The sequence below is a fragment of the Aquilutibacter rugosus genome (assembly GCF_036541335.1).
Classification (GTDB): Bacteria; Pseudomonadota; Gammaproteobacteria; order Xanthomonadales; family Xanthomonadaceae; genus Aquilutibacter; species Aquilutibacter rugosus.
Genome location: NZ_JAZHBO010000001.1, coordinates 84,564 through 102,455, shown reverse-complemented (window position 1 = coordinate 102,455; position 17,892 = coordinate 84,564). Strand labels below are relative to the sequence as shown.

At 60.1% G+C, this 17,892-nt stretch carries 18 protein-coding genes and 1 tRNA gene; 15 read left to right on the top strand and 4 right to left on the bottom strand.

Annotated elements, in window-relative coordinates:
- The first annotated feature begins 48 nt into the window (after positions 1–48).
- The 15 genes from V3390_RS00545 (at position 49) to queC (ending at position 12,946) form a co-directional block, all read left to right on the top strand.
- A complete protein-coding gene (locus V3390_RS00545; protein WP_331689597.1) occupies positions 49–957 on the top strand; it encodes a GGDEF domain-containing protein in 909 nt (302 codons plus the stop codon).
- Positions 954–1,865 carry a hypothetical protein gene (locus tag V3390_RS00540; protein ID WP_331702895.1) on the top strand — a complete coding sequence of 304 codons (912 nt, stop codon included), beginning with the start codon at positions 954–956 and terminating at the stop codon, positions 1,863–1,865. The genes V3390_RS00545 and V3390_RS00540 overlap by 4 nt, the downstream gene beginning before the upstream one ends.
- Before the next feature lie 78 nt (positions 1,866–1,943).
- Positions 1,944–2,687, top strand: coding sequence for a YebC/PmpR family DNA-binding transcriptional regulator (locus tag V3390_RS00535; protein ID WP_331689595.1), 744 nt, complete (start codon positions 1,944–1,946; stop codon positions 2,685–2,687).
- 51 nt (positions 2,688–2,738) lie between these two features.
- The gene (gene ruvC, locus V3390_RS00530; RefSeq protein WP_331689594.1) at positions 2,739–3,263 is read left to right on the top strand and encodes a crossover junction endodeoxyribonuclease RuvC; all 525 of its coding nucleotides are present in this window, start codon (positions 2,739–2,741) and stop codon (positions 3,261–3,263) included.
- Positions 3,260–3,853: a Holliday junction branch migration protein RuvA gene (gene ruvA, locus V3390_RS00525; protein WP_331689593.1), complete on the top strand. Its 594-nt coding sequence runs from the start codon at positions 3,260–3,262 to the stop codon at positions 3,851–3,853. The genes ruvC and ruvA overlap by 4 nt, the downstream gene beginning before the upstream one ends.
- A gap of 39 nt (positions 3,854–3,892) precedes the next feature.
- Entirely contained in the window at positions 3,893–5,809 is a 1,917-nt protein-coding gene (locus V3390_RS00520; protein WP_425492966.1) for a potassium transporter Kup, read from the top strand.
- Between the two features lie 37 nt (positions 5,810–5,846).
- Positions 5,847–6,917, top strand: a complete 1,071-nt coding sequence (gene ruvB / locus V3390_RS00515) for a Holliday junction branch migration DNA helicase RuvB (protein WP_331702893.1) — start codon at positions 5,847–5,849, stop codon at positions 6,915–6,917.
- Between the two features lies 1 nt (position 6,918).
- Positions 6,919–7,332, top strand: a complete 414-nt coding sequence (gene ybgC / locus V3390_RS00510) for a tol-pal system-associated acyl-CoA thioesterase (RefSeq protein WP_425492965.1) — start codon at positions 6,919–6,921, stop codon at positions 7,330–7,332.
- Positions 7,323–8,084: a protein TolQ gene (gene tolQ, locus V3390_RS00505; protein WP_331689590.1), complete on the top strand. Its 762-nt coding sequence runs from the start codon at positions 7,323–7,325 to the stop codon at positions 8,082–8,084. The genes ybgC and tolQ overlap by 10 nt, the downstream gene beginning before the upstream one ends.
- Before the next feature lie 2 nt (positions 8,085–8,086).
- Positions 8,087–8,530 (top strand): protein TolR, encoded by a 444-nt coding sequence (gene tolR / locus V3390_RS00500; RefSeq protein ID WP_331702892.1) that lies wholly within the window; start codon positions 8,087–8,089, stop codon positions 8,528–8,530.
- Positions 8,530–9,603, top strand: coding sequence for a cell envelope integrity protein TolA (gene tolA / locus V3390_RS00495; RefSeq protein ID WP_331702891.1), 1,074 nt, complete (start codon positions 8,530–8,532; stop codon positions 9,601–9,603). Before tolR ends, tolA begins: the two co-directional genes overlap by 1 nt.
- 58 nt (positions 9,604–9,661) lie before the next feature.
- Entirely contained in the window at positions 9,662–10,924 is a 1,263-nt protein-coding gene (gene tolB, locus V3390_RS00490) for a Tol-Pal system beta propeller repeat protein TolB (RefSeq protein WP_331702889.1), read from the top strand.
- Between the two features lie 80 nt (positions 10,925–11,004).
- Complete coding sequence (pal, locus tag V3390_RS00485) at positions 11,005–11,535, top strand: peptidoglycan-associated lipoprotein Pal (RefSeq protein WP_331702888.1); 531 nt, start codon at positions 11,005–11,007, stop codon at positions 11,533–11,535.
- 29 nt (positions 11,536–11,564) lie between these two features.
- Positions 11,565–12,242, top strand: a complete 678-nt coding sequence (gene queE, locus V3390_RS00480) for a 7-carboxy-7-deazaguanine synthase QueE (protein ID WP_331702886.1) — start codon at positions 11,565–11,567, stop codon at positions 12,240–12,242.
- Positions 12,239–12,946 carry a 7-cyano-7-deazaguanine synthase QueC gene (gene queC, locus V3390_RS00475; protein ID WP_331689584.1) on the top strand — a complete coding sequence of 236 codons (708 nt, stop codon included), beginning with the start codon at positions 12,239–12,241 and terminating at the stop codon, positions 12,944–12,946. Before queE ends, queC begins: the two co-directional genes overlap by 4 nt.
- A 58-nt stretch (positions 12,947–13,004) precedes the next feature.
- On the opposite strand, the gene V3390_RS00470 is transcribed toward queC, so the two are convergent.
- From V3390_RS00470 to V3390_RS00455, 4 genes are all read right to left on the bottom strand, one after another.
- Positions 13,005–13,865, bottom strand: a complete 861-nt coding sequence (locus V3390_RS00470) for a hypothetical protein (RefSeq protein WP_331702885.1) — start codon at positions 13,863–13,865, stop codon at positions 13,005–13,007.
- Positions 13,866–15,108: 1,243 nt separating this feature from the next.
- Positions 15,109–15,184 (bottom strand) — tRNA-Lys (locus V3390_RS00465).
- A 57-nt stretch (positions 15,185–15,241) separates the two neighbouring features.
- Complete coding sequence (recQ, locus tag V3390_RS00460; RefSeq protein ID WP_331702884.1) at positions 15,242–17,158, bottom strand: DNA helicase RecQ; 1,917 nt, start codon at positions 17,156–17,158, stop codon at positions 15,242–15,244.
- 73 nt (positions 17,159–17,231) lie between these two features.
- Positions 17,232–17,777 carry a Dps family protein gene (locus V3390_RS00455; RefSeq protein ID WP_331689528.1) on the bottom strand — a complete coding sequence of 182 codons (546 nt, stop codon included), beginning with the start codon at positions 17,775–17,777 and terminating at the stop codon, positions 17,232–17,234.
- Positions 17,778–17,892: the final 115 nt, after the last annotated feature.

The window sequence follows — 17,892 nt, the reverse complement described above, 5'->3', positions numbered from 1 at the left end:
ACACCTAGGTGTCATGCACGTTTGCTCAAATGGCAGCCGGAGGATTCCATGTCAATGCATCTCAAACCCCATCGCAGCAGCCTCGTATTGTTGCTGATCATCACGCTCTCGATCACCGCGGCGATCTGGTTCACCGGTACGCCAAAACCCGTCGCCGCCCTGCATCGCAATGATCTGTTTGCCGAAGGCGCTTCCGCCGCACTGGTGCTGTGCTGGTATCTGCTGGTTCTGGCGGCGCGTCCGCGCGGTCGCGTCACCACGCTGCTCGGCGTAGGCCTGGGCTCCCTGTTTGTCGGTATGTGGACCGATGCGCTCGATGAGCTCGTCACGCTTCCAGCGACTACCGGCTGGACAGACTGGCTGGAGCCTTCTGCAAGCTTACTCGGGCTGCTGACGATTACCGCGGGCATCTACCTGTGGCATCGCGAGCAGTTGGCCCTGAATCATCTGCTGCGCACGCGCGAGTCGGGTGTCCGCGATCACTTCCAGTTGGACGGTCTGGTGCCGATGCACCGTGCGGCGTATTTCCGCGAGCAGGCAGTGGACCTCGTGGCGCAGCAGCGTCGTGCCGGTGCGCCCTGTGCGCTCATCGCCGTGGACATGGTGGGGTTCCATGCCATCAACGCGCGCCATGGTTTCGACGAAGGCGACCGGGTCCTCAATCGAGTCGGCCAGCTGCTGGCCCTCAATCTGCGACCGACGGATCTGGTCTGCCGCGATGCCGGCGACCGATTCTCGGTGCTGTTGCCCGCTACAGATCAGGCAATGGGCGAAGCCCTGGCAGCGGAGCTACGCGAGGCCATCGAGGCCACGCCGGGTTACACCGCTGCAGGCGAGCGCTTGTCCCTGCAGGTTCGGACGGCGGTGCATATGGTGCCTGCAGGCAACGATAGCGCCAGCATCGTCAATGCGATCGCCGCCATGCATCGTCGCTCGGCTGCCACCATTCGGCCGTGACCGGCGCGCAGGCACCCACTGTTTTTGCGGAGACGCCCTGCATCCCGGCATCGGGGTTGCCGTCTGCGTTCCTGCAGATGGCGGCAATGCGCGGTCACGATCCGCTTAGCTTGCTCGCAGGCACCGGCTTGTTTGCGGGCGATTGGGTCGATCCGCAGCGGCAGATGTCGCCTGTGCAGTTTGAGCGCCTGCTGACCAATCTCGTGCACGCTCAACACGGCGAGGACATGGCCTTCCTGGTTGGAGCGCGCCATGCACAAATGGCCGATGCGCCGCTGTGGTCGCCGGTGGTGTGGCAGGGGGCGGGCGCTACCTGGATTGCACTGACCGGCTCGCAGCGTGGCGGTGATCTGCCCGCATGGCAGGCGGAGGCCTTCGCCGGGATGATGCGCGAGCGCTTGCGTCCCTTGTTGCCGGCGGGTACGGCCTTGCAGTTCTATTTCCGTCATGCAATGCCGCGTTATTTGGAGCAGTACCATGCGCACTTGGGTGAGAACCTGACGTTCTCCGCGCCGGCGAACCTGATTCGTGCCGACGCCTATGTGGATCTGCTAACGCCGCCGGCCGTCGCCTTTCTGTGTCGTCTGCGCGCCTTGCTGGATACCTCGCCGCCGGCGGATTTGCCCCTCTGCGCCGCCCATTTTGGATTTAGCGTGGCGACCATGAAGCGGCGTCTAAAGGCGCAGGGCACTCACTTTCAGCAGCAGCTCGATGAAGCCCGCCGCCTGCAGCTGCTTCGTGCCGTAACGGCCTTCGGCGATCCCGCGACCGCGCCACAGCCCACGGCCTTCGCTTTTTCGACGGATCCGTCAAATCGCAATCGCGAACAGCGACGGCTGACGGGATTGACGGCCCTGCAGCTGCGCCACCTGCTGATCGGCTACGCAGGCGAGCGCGTCGAGTACTGAGCCGGCACCGGCCATCGCGCTGAATCGGGCCTGCCCTGAGCGAGTAAAATGGTGCGATAGCAACTAGGAATCTCGTGTATGGCCGGCCACAGTAAATGGGCGAATATTCAACACCGTAAGGGCGCACAGGACGCCAAGCGCGGCAAGATCTTTACCAAGCTGATTCGTGAAATCAGTGTCGCAGCGCGTACCGGCGGCGGTGACGTTGCCAACAATCCGCGTCTGCGCACGGCGATTGATAAAGCCCTCGGCAACAACATGAAAAAGGACTCCATCGAGACGGCCATCAAAAAGGCCACCGGTGCGTTAGATGGCGTCCAGTACGAAGAGATCCGCTACGAGGGTTACGCCCCCGGCGGTGTCGCCGTGATCGTGGACTGCCTGACCGACAATCGTGTGCGGACCGTGGCCGATGTGCGCCACGCGTTTAGTAAGTTCGGTGGCAACCTGGGTACCGATGGTTCGGTCGCCTACATGTTCAACGAGCTTGGCGTGCTGAGTTTTGCTCCCGGTGCCGCCGACGAGGAGGCCCTGACCGAGGCCGCCATCGAAGCCGGTGCCGATGATATCCAGGTGGATGACGAGGACCGTTCGATCGAAGTGATAACGGCGCCTTCGCAGTTCAATGACGTCAAAGATGCCTTAATTGCGGCAGGTTTTACGCCTGACAACGCCGAACTGACCATGCGTGCCGACAACGACATTGCCGTCATCGGCGACATGGCGACGCAAGTCGTCAAGCTCATTGACTGGCTCGAAGATCTCGATGACGTGCAGGATGTGTATCACAACGCCGAGATCGACGAGGCCGCGTACGCCTAATGCGTCGGCGGCGCACAGGCGTCGCCGGTTGCAAGGCGCTACACTCACGGCATGCGCATTCTAGGAATTGACCCGGGGTCTCAACGCACCGGCATTGGCATCGTCGAGCTGGAGCGCAATGGGCAGTCGCGGTTCGTGCATTGCGAGACCATCAATCTGCTCGGTGCCGGTGAGTTTGCCGATCGGCTCGGCAAGCTGTGCGATGAGCTCGACCGTGTCATCGAACAATGGCAGCCGGAAAGCGTCGCCATCGAAACGGTGTTTCTCAACAAATCCGTGAGTTCGGCCCTTAAATTAGGGCATGCGCGCGGTGCCGCGATGGCAACGGTGGTGCGCCGACGCCTGCCAATGGCCGAATACGCACCACGTTTAGTGAAACAGGCACTGGTCGGTAAAGGCTCGGCCGATAAAGATCAGGTGCAGCATATGGTGCGTCTGCTGCTGGGCCTGGGACCGAGCCCCCTGCAACCCGACGCGGCCGACGCACTGGCCATCGCACTGACTCATGCCCACATGCAATATTCGCAGCTAGTTACCGGTGTGCAGCAACGGGACTGGCGGAGAGGTAAACAATGATTGGACGACTCACGGGCACGTTGGTGCTCAAGCAACCGCCATGGCTGATTGTTGATGTGCACGGCGTCGGATACGAACTCGAAGCGCCGATGAGCACCATCTACGATCTGCCCGAACTCGGTCAGCAGGTGGCACTGTTCACGCATTACGCGCAAAAAGAGGATGCCGTGAATCTGTACGGCTTCCTGCGTGACGATGAACGGCGCATGTTCCGTGAGGTGCAAAAGGTCAGTGGTATCGGCGCGAAGATCGCGCTGGCCCTGCTCAGCTCCGTCAGTGCGGCGGAATTTGCGGCCCTGATCCACCACGGCGATGTCACGGCGCTGACCCGCGTACCCGGAATTGGTAAAAAAACGGCCGAGCGTATGGTGCTGGAATTGCGCGACCGTACGGCGCAATTGACGGGCGGAGATGACGCCATTCTGCGCGCACCGGGCACCCCCGGCGACCCCATGGCCGATGCCGTGACAGCCTTGCAACAGCTGGGTTACAAGCCTGCCGAGGCCGCCAAAATGGCCAAGTCCGCCGCGGCCGAAGGCGACGATGTCGCCACCATCATCCGAAAAGCGTTACAGTTCGCACTTCGGTAATTACATTCGACTCGGCCCACGGGCCATCCAATCCGCGCCATGAAATCATCCAATACCAGTCCGGCGGCTTCGTCCGGCCATTCGCACCACGCCCACGGCGGTCTGATGGCCCTGATGGTCGGCGCAATCGGCGTCGTCTTCGGCGACATCGGTACCAGCCCGCTGTACACCCTGAAAGAGGCGTTCTCGCCGCACTATCATCTGCAACCCACGCACGACACCGTGCTTGGTCTGCTGTCGATGGTGTTCTGGTCCATGATGATCGTGGTCTCCATCAAGTACGTCGCCATCATCATGCGCGCCGACAACGATGGCGAGGGCGGCATCATGGCCCTGATGACACTGGCCAAGCGATCACTCCCGCGCGATGGTCGCTCAGCCTATATCGTCGGTCTGCTCGGTATCTTCGGTGCCTCGCTGTTTTTCGGCGACAGCATGATCACCCCGGCCATTTCCGTGCTGTCCGCGTTCGAAGGCCTTAAGGTCGCCGCACCGCAGCTGGAATCCTTTATCGTTCCGGGTTCCTTGCTGTTGCTCGTGGCGCTGTTTGTTACCCAGCGCTTCGGTACGGAAAAGGTCGGCAAGGTGTTCGGGCCCATTATGATTCTGTGGTTCCTGGCGCTGGCCGTGATCGGCGTCATCAATATCATGGACAACCCGCATGTATTGAACGCGCTCAATCCGTACTGGGGCCTCAAGTTCTCGGCCAAGCACTTCTTTGAGGCGATTTTCGTGCTCGGCGCCGTGGTGCTGTCGGTGACCGGTGGCGAGGCGCTGTATGCCGATATGGGCCATTTCGGTGCCAGGCCCATCCGCCATTCCTGGTACTACTTTGTGCTGCCGTGCCTGGTGATGAACTACATGGGGCAGGGCGCTTTGCTGCTCAAAGATCCCACCGCGGTCGACAACCCCTTCTACAAGGCCGTGCCCGAATGGGCGCTGTTCCCGATGATTGCGCTGGCAACCTGTGCCACGGTGATCGCATCGCAGGCCGTGATTACCGGCGCGTTCTCGGTGGCGCGTCAGGCCATGCAGCTGGGCTACGTGCCCCGCATGCGCATCCAGCACACGTCCAAGGACACGATCGGCCAGATCTATATTCCGGCCATCAACTGGATCCTGATGTTCGCCGTGATCATGCTGGTGCTGACCTTCCGCAGTTCGAGCGGACTGGCCTCGGCTTACGGCGTGTCCGTGTCAGGCACCATGCTGATTGATACCCTGCTGCTGGCCATCGTGGCGCGCGCTTCGTGGGGCAAGCTTAAGTACATCGTGCTGCCGTTGTGCGCATTGTTCTTAGTGGTTGATGTGTCGTTCCTGGTTGCCAATGGTGTCAAGTTCTTTGACGGTGCCTGGGTGCCGGTCGCAATTGGTATCACCGTGTTTACCTTCCTGCGGACTTGGCGTCGCGGCCGTGAACTGCTGTCGGCCGAGATCCAGAAAGAGGGTATCCAGCTCGATGTATTCCTGCCGGGCCTGATGCTGTCGCCGCCGACGCGAGTGCCGGGAACCGCCATCTTTATGACAGCGCAACGTGGGGTGGTGCCGCACGCTTTACTGCACAACCTCAAGCACAACAAGGTACTGCACGACCGCAATATCTTTTTGACCGTCGAAACGCTGACCGTACCGTTCCTGGACAATCGCGCCCGCGCCAAGGTCGATGAAATCGGCGACGATTTCTATCGTGTGGTGCTGCGCTTTGGCTTTATGGAAACGCCCGATGTGCCGCAGGCGCTGATGCGTCTGGCCGACTGCAGCAGCATTTGTGTCGATCCGATGGACACCACGTATTTCGCCAGCCGTGAAAATATCGAGGCGTCGCGCCATAAGGGCATGTCGTTCTGGCGCGATAAGCTGTTCATGGTCATGCATCGCAATGCGGCGCCGGCGACTTCGTTCTTCCGTATTCCGGGTAATCGACTGGTCGAATTGGGTTCTACCGTTCAGATCTGAGGTCGAAATCCGTGGCGCTTTCTGCGACACTGATTGCATGTTCGAAGACCGCATTATTTCGCCGCAAGGCAGCCGTGATGACGAGGCGCTAGCCCGTTCCATTCGGCCGCAACGGCTGAGCGAGTATCACGGCCAGCAACCGGTCCGTGAGCAGCTGCAGATCGCGGTTGATGCCGCCAAGGGCCGTGGTGAGGCCCTGGATCACGTCCTGATCTTTGGCCCGCCGGGATTGGGCAAGACCACGCTCAGCCAGGTCATCGCCAATGAACTGGGCGTCAGTTTCCGTGCCACCTCGGGTCCGGTCATCGAAAAGGCCGGCGATCTGGCGGCGTTGCTGACCAATCTGCAACCGCACGATGTGCTGTTCGTCGACGAAATTCACCGTCTGTCGCCCGCCATCGAGGAAATCCTGTATCCCGCGATGGAGGATTTTCAGATTGACATCATGATCGGTGAGGGCCCTGCGGCCCGTTCCATCAAGATTGATCTGCCGCCGTTTACCCTGATCGGTGCCACCACCCGCGCCGGCCTGCTGACCGCGCCGCTGCGTGACCGCTTTGGCATCCAGCAACGTCTGCAGTTCTATACCGATGATGAGCTGACCGGCATCGTCTCCCGTTCGGCCCAAATCATGGGCATCGAATGCGAGATCGAGGGCGCGCGCGAAGTCGCCCGTCGTTCGCGCGGTACTCCGCGTATCGCCAACCGTCTGCTGCGCCGTGTGCGTGACTTTGCCCAGATGCGTGGCGATGGCAAGGTGACCGCCGCCATTGCCGATGGTGCCATGCGCATGCTCAATGTCGACGGCAACGGACTTGATGACAATGATCACCGACTGCTGCGACTGGTGATTGATTCGTTCAACGGCGGTCCGGTCGGTATCGAATCCCTGGCGGCTGCCTTGTCCGAGGAGCGAGGCACGCTCGAAGATGTGATCGAGCCGTATCTGATCCAGCAGGGCTATATCATCCGCACCGCGCGTGGCCGCATGGTCACGCACAAGGCCTATCAGTTGCTGGGACTTAAAGCACCGACTCGCCCGGAAACCCTGTTCCCCGCCGATGCCGATGCCGATGCCGAGCCCTTGCAGGCCGCCAACTTCGACTGACATGCAGTTCGAGCTGCCCGTCCGTGTGTATTACGAAGATACCGACGCCGGCGGTGTGGTGTATCACGCGCAATACGCGGCCTACATGGAGCGCGCCCGCACCGATTTTTTGCGGGCCCTGAACCTGTCGCAGCGTGATTTGCGCGAACAGTTCGGCGTTTTATTCGTGGTCCGTGCCATGCAACTCGACTTCCATGCGCCGGCTGTGCTCGATGACGCCCTGCAAGTCAGCGCGGAACTCTCCGAGTTGCGTAAGGTCCAACTGGTATTCACGCAACAGGTGCGCCGCGCTGAGCAGGTGCTGGTTGCTGCCACGGTGCGTGTGGCCACGGTCAACGCTTCGACATTTAAACCTGCCGCGATTCCCGCGGCCATGATCCCGATTCTGAAAGGAGCCCTTCGCCCATGCCCATGACTCCCGGCTTGCAAGCCAGTACCGATCTCGTCACCACGGTTGCAGAGCCTGCCGCGGCGGTGAATCCTTCGGCAGGGCAATCGCTCGATATATTCAATCTGGTGCTGCATGCCAGCTTGCCGGTGCAGTTGGTGATGGCGATTTTGCTGTTTGCCTCCATCGCGTCGTGGTTCATCATTCTGCGCAAGTCGCGCCAGCTCAATGCCGCACTGGCCGAGGCCGAGTCGTTCGAGGAGCGCTTCTGGTCGGGCATCAGTCTGGACAAGCTGTATAACGCGGCGACAGATCGCAATCGTGTGGTCACCGGCGCTGAGGCGATTTTTGAAAGCGGCTACCGTGAATATCAGCGCGTCAAGCAGCGCCTTCCCGGGGATTCGCGTGTGCAGCTCGAGGGGGCACAACGCGGTATGCGTGCCACGGGTTCGCGTGAGATCGATGGCCTGGAGCGCAATCTCGAGTTTCTCGCCAACATCGGTTCGATCGCGCCGTACGTGGGCCTGTTCGGCACGGTGTGGGGCATCATGATCTCGTTCCAGGGGCTGGCCCAACTGAAAGAGGCGACCATCGCCACCGTCGCGCCCGGCATCTCCGAGGCGCTGATTGCCACCGCCATGGGTCTGTTCGCAGCCATCCCGGCCGTGTGGGCCTACAATCGCTTCGCCACTAAAGTGGAGCGCATTGCGGTCCGTTACGATGCATTCTCCGAAGAGTTCTCGTCGGTGCTGCAACGCCAAGCGCACACGGGTGACTGAGCATGGCGGGTTTACTGGCCGCGCGCCGTAAAAAGCGCCGCTTAAAATCCGAAATCAATGTGGTGCCCTACATTGATGTGATGCTGGTGCTGCTGATTATCTTTATGGTGACGGCGCCCTTGCTCAATCTCGGCGTGGACATTGATCTGCCGCAGAGCGATGCCAAGTCCATCACCGAGAAAAAAGATCCGATCGTGGTGTCGGTCAGCGCCGATGGCACGTATTACCTGGCCGAAAAGGCAGGTGACAATCAGCCGATTGATGCCGCCGCGCTCGAATCGCGGGTGCGTGAGATCGTTTCCGGTAATCCGCAGCAGGCGGTTTATATCGCCGGTGATGCCGCCGCCAACTATCAGCAGGTGATGAATGCCATGGTGCTGCTGCAACGTGCCGGCGTCGAAAAGGTCGGCATGATGAGCCAGCCGACGGCAGGTGCAACGCGGTAATGCGTCGTTCCGAACGAGCCACCAACCTGCAGGATCTGCTGGTTTCGCTGGGTATTCATGCCGCGCTGTTTGCGTTGCTGTGGTTCGGCTTGTGGCAAGCGCACGAAAAGCAGGAGCAGCAGGCGGCCTTCGGCAATGCCTTGAGCGCGGAGTTGGTGCTTGCCGGTGACAGTAGCGATGCGCCCTCGACGGCCGCTGCGGGAGAGCCGGCGGCCGCTGCACCTGCAGAAACTCCTGCCGATGAAGCCGCGCAGGCGACTGACGGCACTGAGACTGTAGAACCGCAGCCGCAACCGCAACCGCAGCCGCAACCGCAACCGCAGCCGCAGCCGCAACCCACACCGCCCGCCAAGGCGCAGCCGGCACCCGCGCCTGCGCCGACGCCAAGCAAGCCGCAACCGATCGTCCGCAAAGAGACGGTCAGTAAGCCCGATCCGCAAGTCGCCGCGAAGGCCAAGGCCGATGCACAAAAGCTCGCGGACGCTAAGCGCGTTGCCGATCTGAAAGCGCAAGCCGATGCCAAAAAAGCGGCCGACGCCAAAAAAGCGGCCGATGCGAAGAAAGTCGCCGATGCCAAGAAGATTGCAGATGCGAACAAGGCCGCCGACGCGAAAGCCGCGAAATTGGCCGCAATTCGCGCAGCACGCACCGGCACCGGTGGGCAGGGCAGCTCCGCGGCCGATCGTCTCGCCGCCATCCGAGCCGCTCGCGCCGGATCCGGTGGTGATGCGGCCAAGACTGCAGGGGCGGGGAGTGCTTCGAAATCTGCCGCAGGAAATGGCGGTACGGACAAGGCCTTGCAGGCTCGCTATCAGGCTGCCATCGCCCGCAAAATCAATCAGGCTTGGTCGAACCGTCCCGATAGCGTCAAGTCCGGCATGCGCTGCCGTCTGAGCATTTCGCAGGCGCCGGGCGGTCGCGTCACCGCAGTCAGTGTTGGCTCGCCCTGTGCCTACGACGAGGCCGGCAAGGCCTCCATCGTCAATGCGGTCAAAAAGGCCAGTCCGTTGCCGTATGCCGGCTTCGAGAGCGTATTTCAGGCCAGTTTCCCCACCAATTTTCAGGCGCAGTGAACGCAGGGTAACGTGGCATTCACAAACCTGACCCATTTCCTAGGCAAGATGGAAATCTATGCGCAGTGATCGATTCCCACGTCCGTTTGTCATCGCCGCCGCCGCTCTGATTACGGGCGCAGGTTTGCTGATGGCTCCCGCGCTTCAGGCGCACCAGGCCGAACCGTTCGAAGTGAACGTCATCGGCGGCACGTCCCAGCCGCTGGAATTTGCGGTGATTCCGTTTGCCGGCAACGCCGAGGTCTCTTCGATTGTGCGTGCCGATCTGGAGCGTTCGGGTCAGTTCAAGCTCGCACCCGACAGCAAGGTGCCCGCCGAGCTGGCCGGTACCAATCCCGATTTTGCGGCGCTCAACGCAGCCGGTCTGGACTTCGTGCTGACGGGCAGTGTGAGTGGTGGCACGGTATCGTATCGCCTGCTTGATGTGCCGAATCAGTCGGTTGTCACCAGTGGCAGCTTTAGCGGTGGCACGCGCGATGTCGCACACCAGGTGGCCGATGCCATCCATCTCAAAACCCTCAACAAAAAGGGCGCATTCTTTACTCGCATTGCGTACGTGACCTCGACGGGTCTGGGGCGCAATATGCGCTTCAAGCTGATTGTTGCCGATAGCGATGGCGCCAATGCGCAGGCCGTGGTCGAGACCGATGAGCCGATTCTGTCCCTGAACTGGTCGCCCGATGGCAGCCGCATCGCCTACGTGAGCTGGTTGAATGGCACCTCGGCCGTGTTTCAGGTCAATATCAATACCGGCAAGCGCACCACCTTGAGCAGCTACAAGGGCATCAACAGTGCGCCTTCGTTCTCGCCCGATGGCACGCAGATGGCCTTGAGTCTGTCGCGCACTGGTAATCCCGAAATCTACGTCATGGATCTGGCTAGTGGCCAGTTGCGTCAGATCACCAACGATCGCGGCATTGATACCGAGCCGGTGTGGTCTGCCGATGGTCGTTCGCTGTACTTCACTTCCGATCGCACGGGGCAGCCGCAGATTTATCGCGTGAGTGCCGGCGGAGGTTCGGCGTCGCGTGCCAGTTTCTCGGGCAATTACAACACCAGCGCGCAAGTCACGCCCGATGGCCAGCTGGCCACCTTGAGCGGCGGCGGTGGCGGGTACTCCGTGGCGGTCTCGGGCAAGGCGCTGTCGCGCAGCCGTAGCGATGAACGTCCGACGTATGCACCCAACGGCATGATGCTGCTGTTTGCCACGGGCGGTCGCGGTGGGCGTCTGGTCGGCGCCTCGAGCGATGGTCGTGCCAGTTTCAGCATTCCAACGGGTGGCAACGCACGCGAAGCCGCGTGGGGACCGTACCGCAAGTAATCCAACCGGTTTCAACGGGGCCGGCGTGGTTGCGGCGGTCCGTCAATCCTTCGAATTCCAACTGCAAAAGAGGTGAAGCAATGAAGACGACCATCCGGATCCTTGGCGCCGCACTGCTGTGTACCGCCGCTATCGGCTGCTCCAAGAAAGAAGTGAAGGAAGAGGCGCCGCCGGTGGATACCTCCACCTCCACGACCACGGGTAACGGCATCAACGATGGCGCTTCTACGGTTCCGGGCGCCTACACGGCTGCCGACCTGGAGCGCGATTCCTGCTTGCGCCAGCGCGTGATCTACTTCGATCTCGATAGCGACCGCGTGCGCACCGACTACAACGCCGTCGTGAACTGCCACGCCAAGTACCTGCGCGATGTGCCCTCAGCCGCTCTGACCCTAGAAGGCCACACCGACGAACGCGGCTCGCGCGAATACAACCTGGGCCTGGGCGAACGTCGTGCCGGCTCGGTGCAGTCAGTCCTGACCTCGCAGGGTGCCAATCAGTCGCAGCTGACCCTGACCTCGTACGGCGAAGAACGCCCGACTTGCGAAGAGGCCAGCGAATCGTGCTGGGGCCAGAATCGCCGCGTTGAACTGAAGTACGGCGGCCGCTGAGCCCCGCCATTGCGGGTAAAATATCCGCAATGGAATCTGAAACTTCTACGCCGGAGCCGGTCTCGACGGACCGGCTTCGTTTAACTGAGATCTTTGTATCGCTGCAGGGCGAGGCCCGCACGGCAGGCCGCGTCACCACGTTTGTGCGCCTGACCGGTTGCCCGCTGCGCTGTCAGTACTGCGATACCGCCTATGCGTTCCACGGTGGTGAGTGGTGGAATTTCGATGCCATCCTCGACAAGGTCCGTGAGCTGGGCGCCCATCATGTCTGCGTCACCGGCGGCGAGCCGTTGGCCCAAAAGCGCGCCCACACATTGCTGACCATGCTCTGTGATGCCGGCTTTGATGTCTCGCTCGAAACCTCAGGCTCGCTCGATGTGTCGGCCGTCGATCCGCGCGTCTCGCGCATCGTCGACATCAAGACGCCGGACTCGCACGAGTCGCACCGCAATCTGCTGTCCAATCTCGATGTGCTGACCCCGCACGATCAGCTCAAGTTCGTGATCTGCTCGCGTGCCGACTACGAGTGGTCGCGCGCCATGCTCCGTGATCTGCAGCTCGACGCCCGTTGCGAGGTGCTGTTTTCGCCTTCGTTTACGCAAGTGGATCCCACCCAACTGGCCGACTGGGTCGTCGAAGACCGCTTGCCGGTCCGTTTCCAATTTCAACTCCACAAAGTGCTGTGGAACGATGAGCCGGGCCGATGAGCGCTTCTGATTCTGCAATTTCAAACGCGCCGCGTCGCGCGGTGGTTCTGGTCTCCGGCGGCATGGACAGTGCCGTGGTGATGGCTATGGCGCTGGAGCAGGGCTTTGATGTCTACGCCCTGAGCGTGTCCTACGGCCAGCGTCACAACTCCGAATTGGCTGCTGCCGCCGCGTTAGCCAAGTCGCAAGGGGCCAAGGCGCACAAGACGGTCAACGTCGATCTGCGCTCGATCGGTGGTTCGGCTCTGACCGACTCGGGCATTGATGTGCCGCTGGATCACAGCGATCCCTCGGAGATTCCGGTGACCTACGTGCCGGCGCGCAATACCATCATGCTGTCGGTGGCCTTGGGCTGGGCCGAGGTACTGGGTGCCAACGACATCTTCTGCGGCGTCAACGCCGTGGATTACTCGGGCTATCCCGACTGCCGCCCCGAGTTCATCGCGGCGTTTCAGTCGCTTGCCAATCTCGCCACCAAAGCCGGTGTCGAAGGCGCAGCTCTGCGCGTCCACGCTCCACTGCAATTCATGAGCAAGGCCGATATCGCGCGCGAAGGCATGCGTCTGGGCGTCGATTTTGCCGCCACGGTGTCGTGCTACAACGCCGATGCCGATGGGCGCGCCTGCGGTCACTGCGATGCCTGTATGCTGCGCGCGGCCGGTTTCAACGATGCCGGCATTGCCGATCCGACCCGCTACGTCTGATCGCGCTCGCTGTTCAGCCAAAGGAAAAGCCCCGCCCGAGACTAAATTCAATCTGAGGCTATCTGATGATGACCTCAAACGTGTTGAGTTCTGCGCTCTTGGTATGGTTTTTCGCAGCTTGGTCAAGCTTGGACCATTTATCCCCGTTAGGGCGAATATTGGCGCGCCTGCCAAGCGTGGTCCCACGCGCCGCAACCCTCAAAGATGAATCAGAAAACGATTTTGCATAGCCCTGAATGACGTCATCGTTGACGGGCTCCAGGTTTTTTTGCCTAAATTTTTCGACTCTTACGCGTGCTCGGTGGTCGCCCCAGTTAGCTGCTTGCTGTAGTCGGCCGAGATAGAAGCCTTCAGCCATCTGAATGTTCACCGGATTTCTCGGAAGTGTTTGCTGCGCGTACATTTTCTCTGCAGTTGCCAGCCACTCGACCGCTGAGAGTGATCCGTGAGAAATCGCGCTATTGAGTACGGACATTGCCTTGAATGGCTCCCCGTCGCGCAAGTGCCTGATACCCAGGGCAGTCCGCGCATTATTGTCGCCCTTCTGAAGCGCGAGTGCCTCAAGTGCCTTTATTGGCATCGATTGATATGCCCTCATTTCTTCGCGCGTAAGGTATCCGTTTTGATCCAGCCAATCGCTTTCTTCCGGACTTAATGCGACGAATGACGGATCGATTGTTAGGATTTTCTGCGCTGAAAGCCGTTGCTTTCCACTGGGCAGAACAGAGTTCTTATTCACCCGCTTCGCTTTAGACGACGTTTCAACTGACAGTTCATTGCGCGTCGCCTGCCCATCGGCACCAACCTGCTTGGGTGTCCCCGCAGCAGTTGCGCCAAATATCGCTGTGACGCAAATCACAGAGATTACGATAGACACCAACGTGCGGGCTGTATCTGACGATCTTTCTGACGTTTTCATAAGATCTAACAATTCGATCCGGAGGCGTTAAACACTTGGGCGGCTGCGCGACACCTTGCATTATCCTGAGCAGCCTCAAATTTTCGTCCAGGTAAATTAAGCGCATTCGACACTAAAGCAATGCGATATATAGCAGCCTGCGCCACTACGATTGAACCTAAGGAGTTCCAGTCCGAAGTGGACATGATTGCCTAGGCGTCCGTAATCATATTAATCTCTAAGGCGGCGTCGCAGGAATATTTACTACTACCCAACGTTCCGTAACATATGTCGTGTGCGTCACACGCCGCTTTGAATATTGTTTGATATCCTGCGCTAAACACTGGCCCCAATCCGTCAGGGGCTGGAGAAGAGCAGCCATCTGGAGGCACCATTGGTGCCGGATTATTCAAATCGCAATTCGCGGGCAACGATGCTCTAATTACGCTGCATTGAGGGAAAGCACCACCGACGCCAGTGAACCAACTCTGGTCATATTCTGTATAAAGCGTCGAGTCAAACGCTGGTGTGCAACTTTCAAACCCTTCCTGTTGCTGTTCGCTGTATTGGTATTCACCATTAATATATATGTCATTATCTCGATATTTGGAATACAGATCTCGCCAGAGGGTGATATCCAAACTGCTTTTGCGGTAGGCGCATGACTTGCAAAAATGCCAATCACTACGCTGAATATGAGCGCAAGAATTGAACATCTAAAAATCGGCCGCACCCTCATAAAAGTCGACTTCCGATAAGGAGTTGACTTCTTCATATCGAAAAGAACTTGCTATCGTCAATAGCTTCACACCTCTACGTCAGAGTCCACACCTCGGCGGAGTACGGCTAGCAGGGACACAGACGTAGCCTCCGCGATGATTGCTGACCGAGCTAGAGACCTATTGGGAGTACAGTGAAGGGCTATCGGGTGAAACTGCGTCGAACGTCCCCCGTATTTGGGGATATGAACATTGCGGACTTCGGGTCGAACCACATTTTTGCCTACATCAGAAAGTGCAATACCGTCATCGGCAATCGGGACAGTGCGTTAATGTCCGTGGCGTTCGCTTGAGCTCGGAACATCGGCTACCTCAGAGGACAAAAACCGACGAAAAGCCGCAGAATTGCTCTCACACCAATGTTGTGGTGACCAAACAGCACTATCGGGCGAGGGTCAAACCCATCAAGCCAGCACACTAGTCTTAGACGCTTTGGGCTATTTTAGACAGCTAGCTGAACAACCAGCTTTAAAACACCTTAAAAATGGTGGGTCGTGATGGATTCGAACCATCGACCAATTGATTAAAAGTCAACTGCTCTACCGACTGAGCTAACGACCCACAAGGCCGAGAATTATAACCCGTAGATCGCGGCTCGGCAAGACCGTGGGCCGCTCGTTAATGCACAGTGTCGCGTAGCTCCTCCAGCAGCTCCAGCACCGTCGCCCCGTATTTCTCCAGTTTGACGGGCCCGAAGCCGCCGATCAGGGCCAGGGATTCCAGGTCCGCCGGGTCGTGCTCGGCAATCGCCAGCAGGGTGCGGTCATGCAGCACGATGTAGGCGGGCAGCTGCATGCTCTTGGCAATGTCGGTGCGCCATTTGCGCAAACGGTGCCAGCGGGCGGTTGCGGCCGGGGACAGGCCGGTGAGGTCGACGGGCTGGTACGGCCCGCGGGGCGCCGTGCGGGTGCGCTCGGCAGGGGTTTGATGACTCGGATTGTCGGGCATAGGGAGGTTCTCCGGTTCGGCCGCCCATGGTGCGGGCAGGGTGATGGGCAAAATCTCGCGCTGCTGGAGCGCACGCATAGCCTTATCCGAGACCCGCAGTGCACTGACCTGATGCGGGTCCAATTGCAGATAACCGAGCCCATACAGCTGACGAAGGACGCCCTGCCATCCGCGCAATCCCATGCGCTGACCCTTACCGAACACGGCCAGGGAATCCGCATCGCGGCACCAGACCGGGTCCGTGACTCGGCCCATCAGCGTGTCCAGCAGCGCCTGATGCGTGCACTCGGCATTGCGCAATCGCCACGCTGCACTCAAGGCCATCTGCGCCGCCCGATGCCCGTTGGGCACGGTGTTCATTGGTAAGTTCGAAGTCCGCTCGGGCACACAGTTATCACACATGCCGCAGCTACCCGGATGCGCTTCGTCAAACCAACCCACCAGCGTCTGATGGCGACACACCGCGGACTCGCAATAGCCGAGCAGGGCATCGAGCTTGAACAGTTCCATGCGCTGTCGCGGCGGTGAGGAATCGCTGGCCAAGATCATCTTGCGAAGGCGATACCGGTCACCCGGCGAATAACACAGCCACGCCTCGGCGCGTTCGCCGTCGCGACCGCCACGTCCGGTCTCCTGGTAGTAGCCTTCCATCGAGCGCGGCAGATCGACATGCGCGACAAAGCGCACATCGGGCTTGTCGATGCCCATGCCGAACGCAATCGTGGCGCACATCACCATGCGCTTGGAGGCCAGAAATTCCCGCTGATTTTTGGAGCGATCGGCATCACTGAGCCCGGCGTGATAAATCGAGGTGTTGTAGCCGTGACGTCGCAGCAAGGTGGCCAGCGCCTCAACCTTGGCGCGCGAGACTGCATACACCACTCCGCATTCGTGCGCATGCTCGGCCACGTAATCGAGCAGCTGACGCTCCGCGTCGTGCTTGGGCACAACCTTGTAAAAGATATTGGTGCGGTCAAACGAGCCTAAAAATAGCCTTGCTTGTTCCAGGTCCAAGGTCCGCACGATGTCGGCGCGACTTGGGGCGTCGGCCGATGCCGTTAATGCGATGCGCGGCACCTCGGGCCATTGCTCACGGATCAGCATCAGACGCCGATACTCGGGCCGGAAATCATGCCCCCACTGCGAGATGCAATGCGCCTCGTCCACTGCAAACAGTCCGATGTGGCACTCGCGCAGCAGGGCGATGGTCTTTAGCGTCAGCAGCCGTTCGGGCGCCAAGTAGAGGAATTTCAGGGTGCCGTCGCGGGCCTGCTGTTCAATAGTGGCGGCGTCAGAGTCACTTAGCGTCGAGTTGAGTAGGGCCGCTGCAATACCGCGTGCCTGCAAGGCCTCGACCTGATCCAGCATCAGCGCAATCAGCGGCGAGATCACCACGCACAGGCCTTCGCGCATTAGCCCCGGCACCTGATAGCACAGCGATTTGCCACCGCCCGTAGGCATCAGCACGAAGGCATTGCCACCCGCGCCCACGTGCGCCACGATCTGCAGCTGCTGGCCACGAAACGCATCGTAGCCCCAGACGTTCTTGAGAATTGCTAATGCGTGCGCTTCCGGGCTGCTCTCCATAACGGCGACATTGCAGCCCGGTCCGATCGCCCGCTATCGGAAATCAGCGCATTGCCGCGCCAGTCGAAACCGCTTACTGCAGCAAGGAACGCAGCATCCAGGCGTATTTTTCGTGAACGGTCAGGCGCTGGGTCAGCAGATCCACGGTCGGGTCGTCGCCGGCCTTGTCGGCGGTATCGAGTACCTTGCGGCACACACGGCAGACGGTCTCGTTGCCGATCACCAGCTGTTCAACCATGGCTTGCCAGTCGGTGGTTTCGCGCACCTGCTCATCTTTGATGGTGGACAGGCGGATGAACTGCGCATAGGTACCCGGTGCGTTAAAGCCCAGCGCGCGGATGCGTTCGGCAACGTCGTCGAGCGCAGTCCATTGTTCCGTGTACTGCGTCTCGAACATCAGATGCAGCGCGTTGAACATGGGGCCACGAATATTCCAGTGGAACTGGTGCGTTTTCAGGTACAGGGTGAACGAATCGGCCAGAACGGCGGACAGACCGTCGGCAATCTTCTTGCGATTGGCCTCGGTAATCCCAATATCCACGCTAGTGGCGACACCGGCAGATGGGGCTTTGGACTTGCTCGCCTTTTTAGTGGCGCTTTGGGTCTTGGTCTTGCTCATACGGGTCTCCGAATACAATGACAAACGATAAGGGTGTCGGCCGCTGCGGGTACTGAACCGCGCGCTGCCGTCCTTACTCTAATTCTACGCAGAAGTCCCGGTGCAAAAAGTAAAG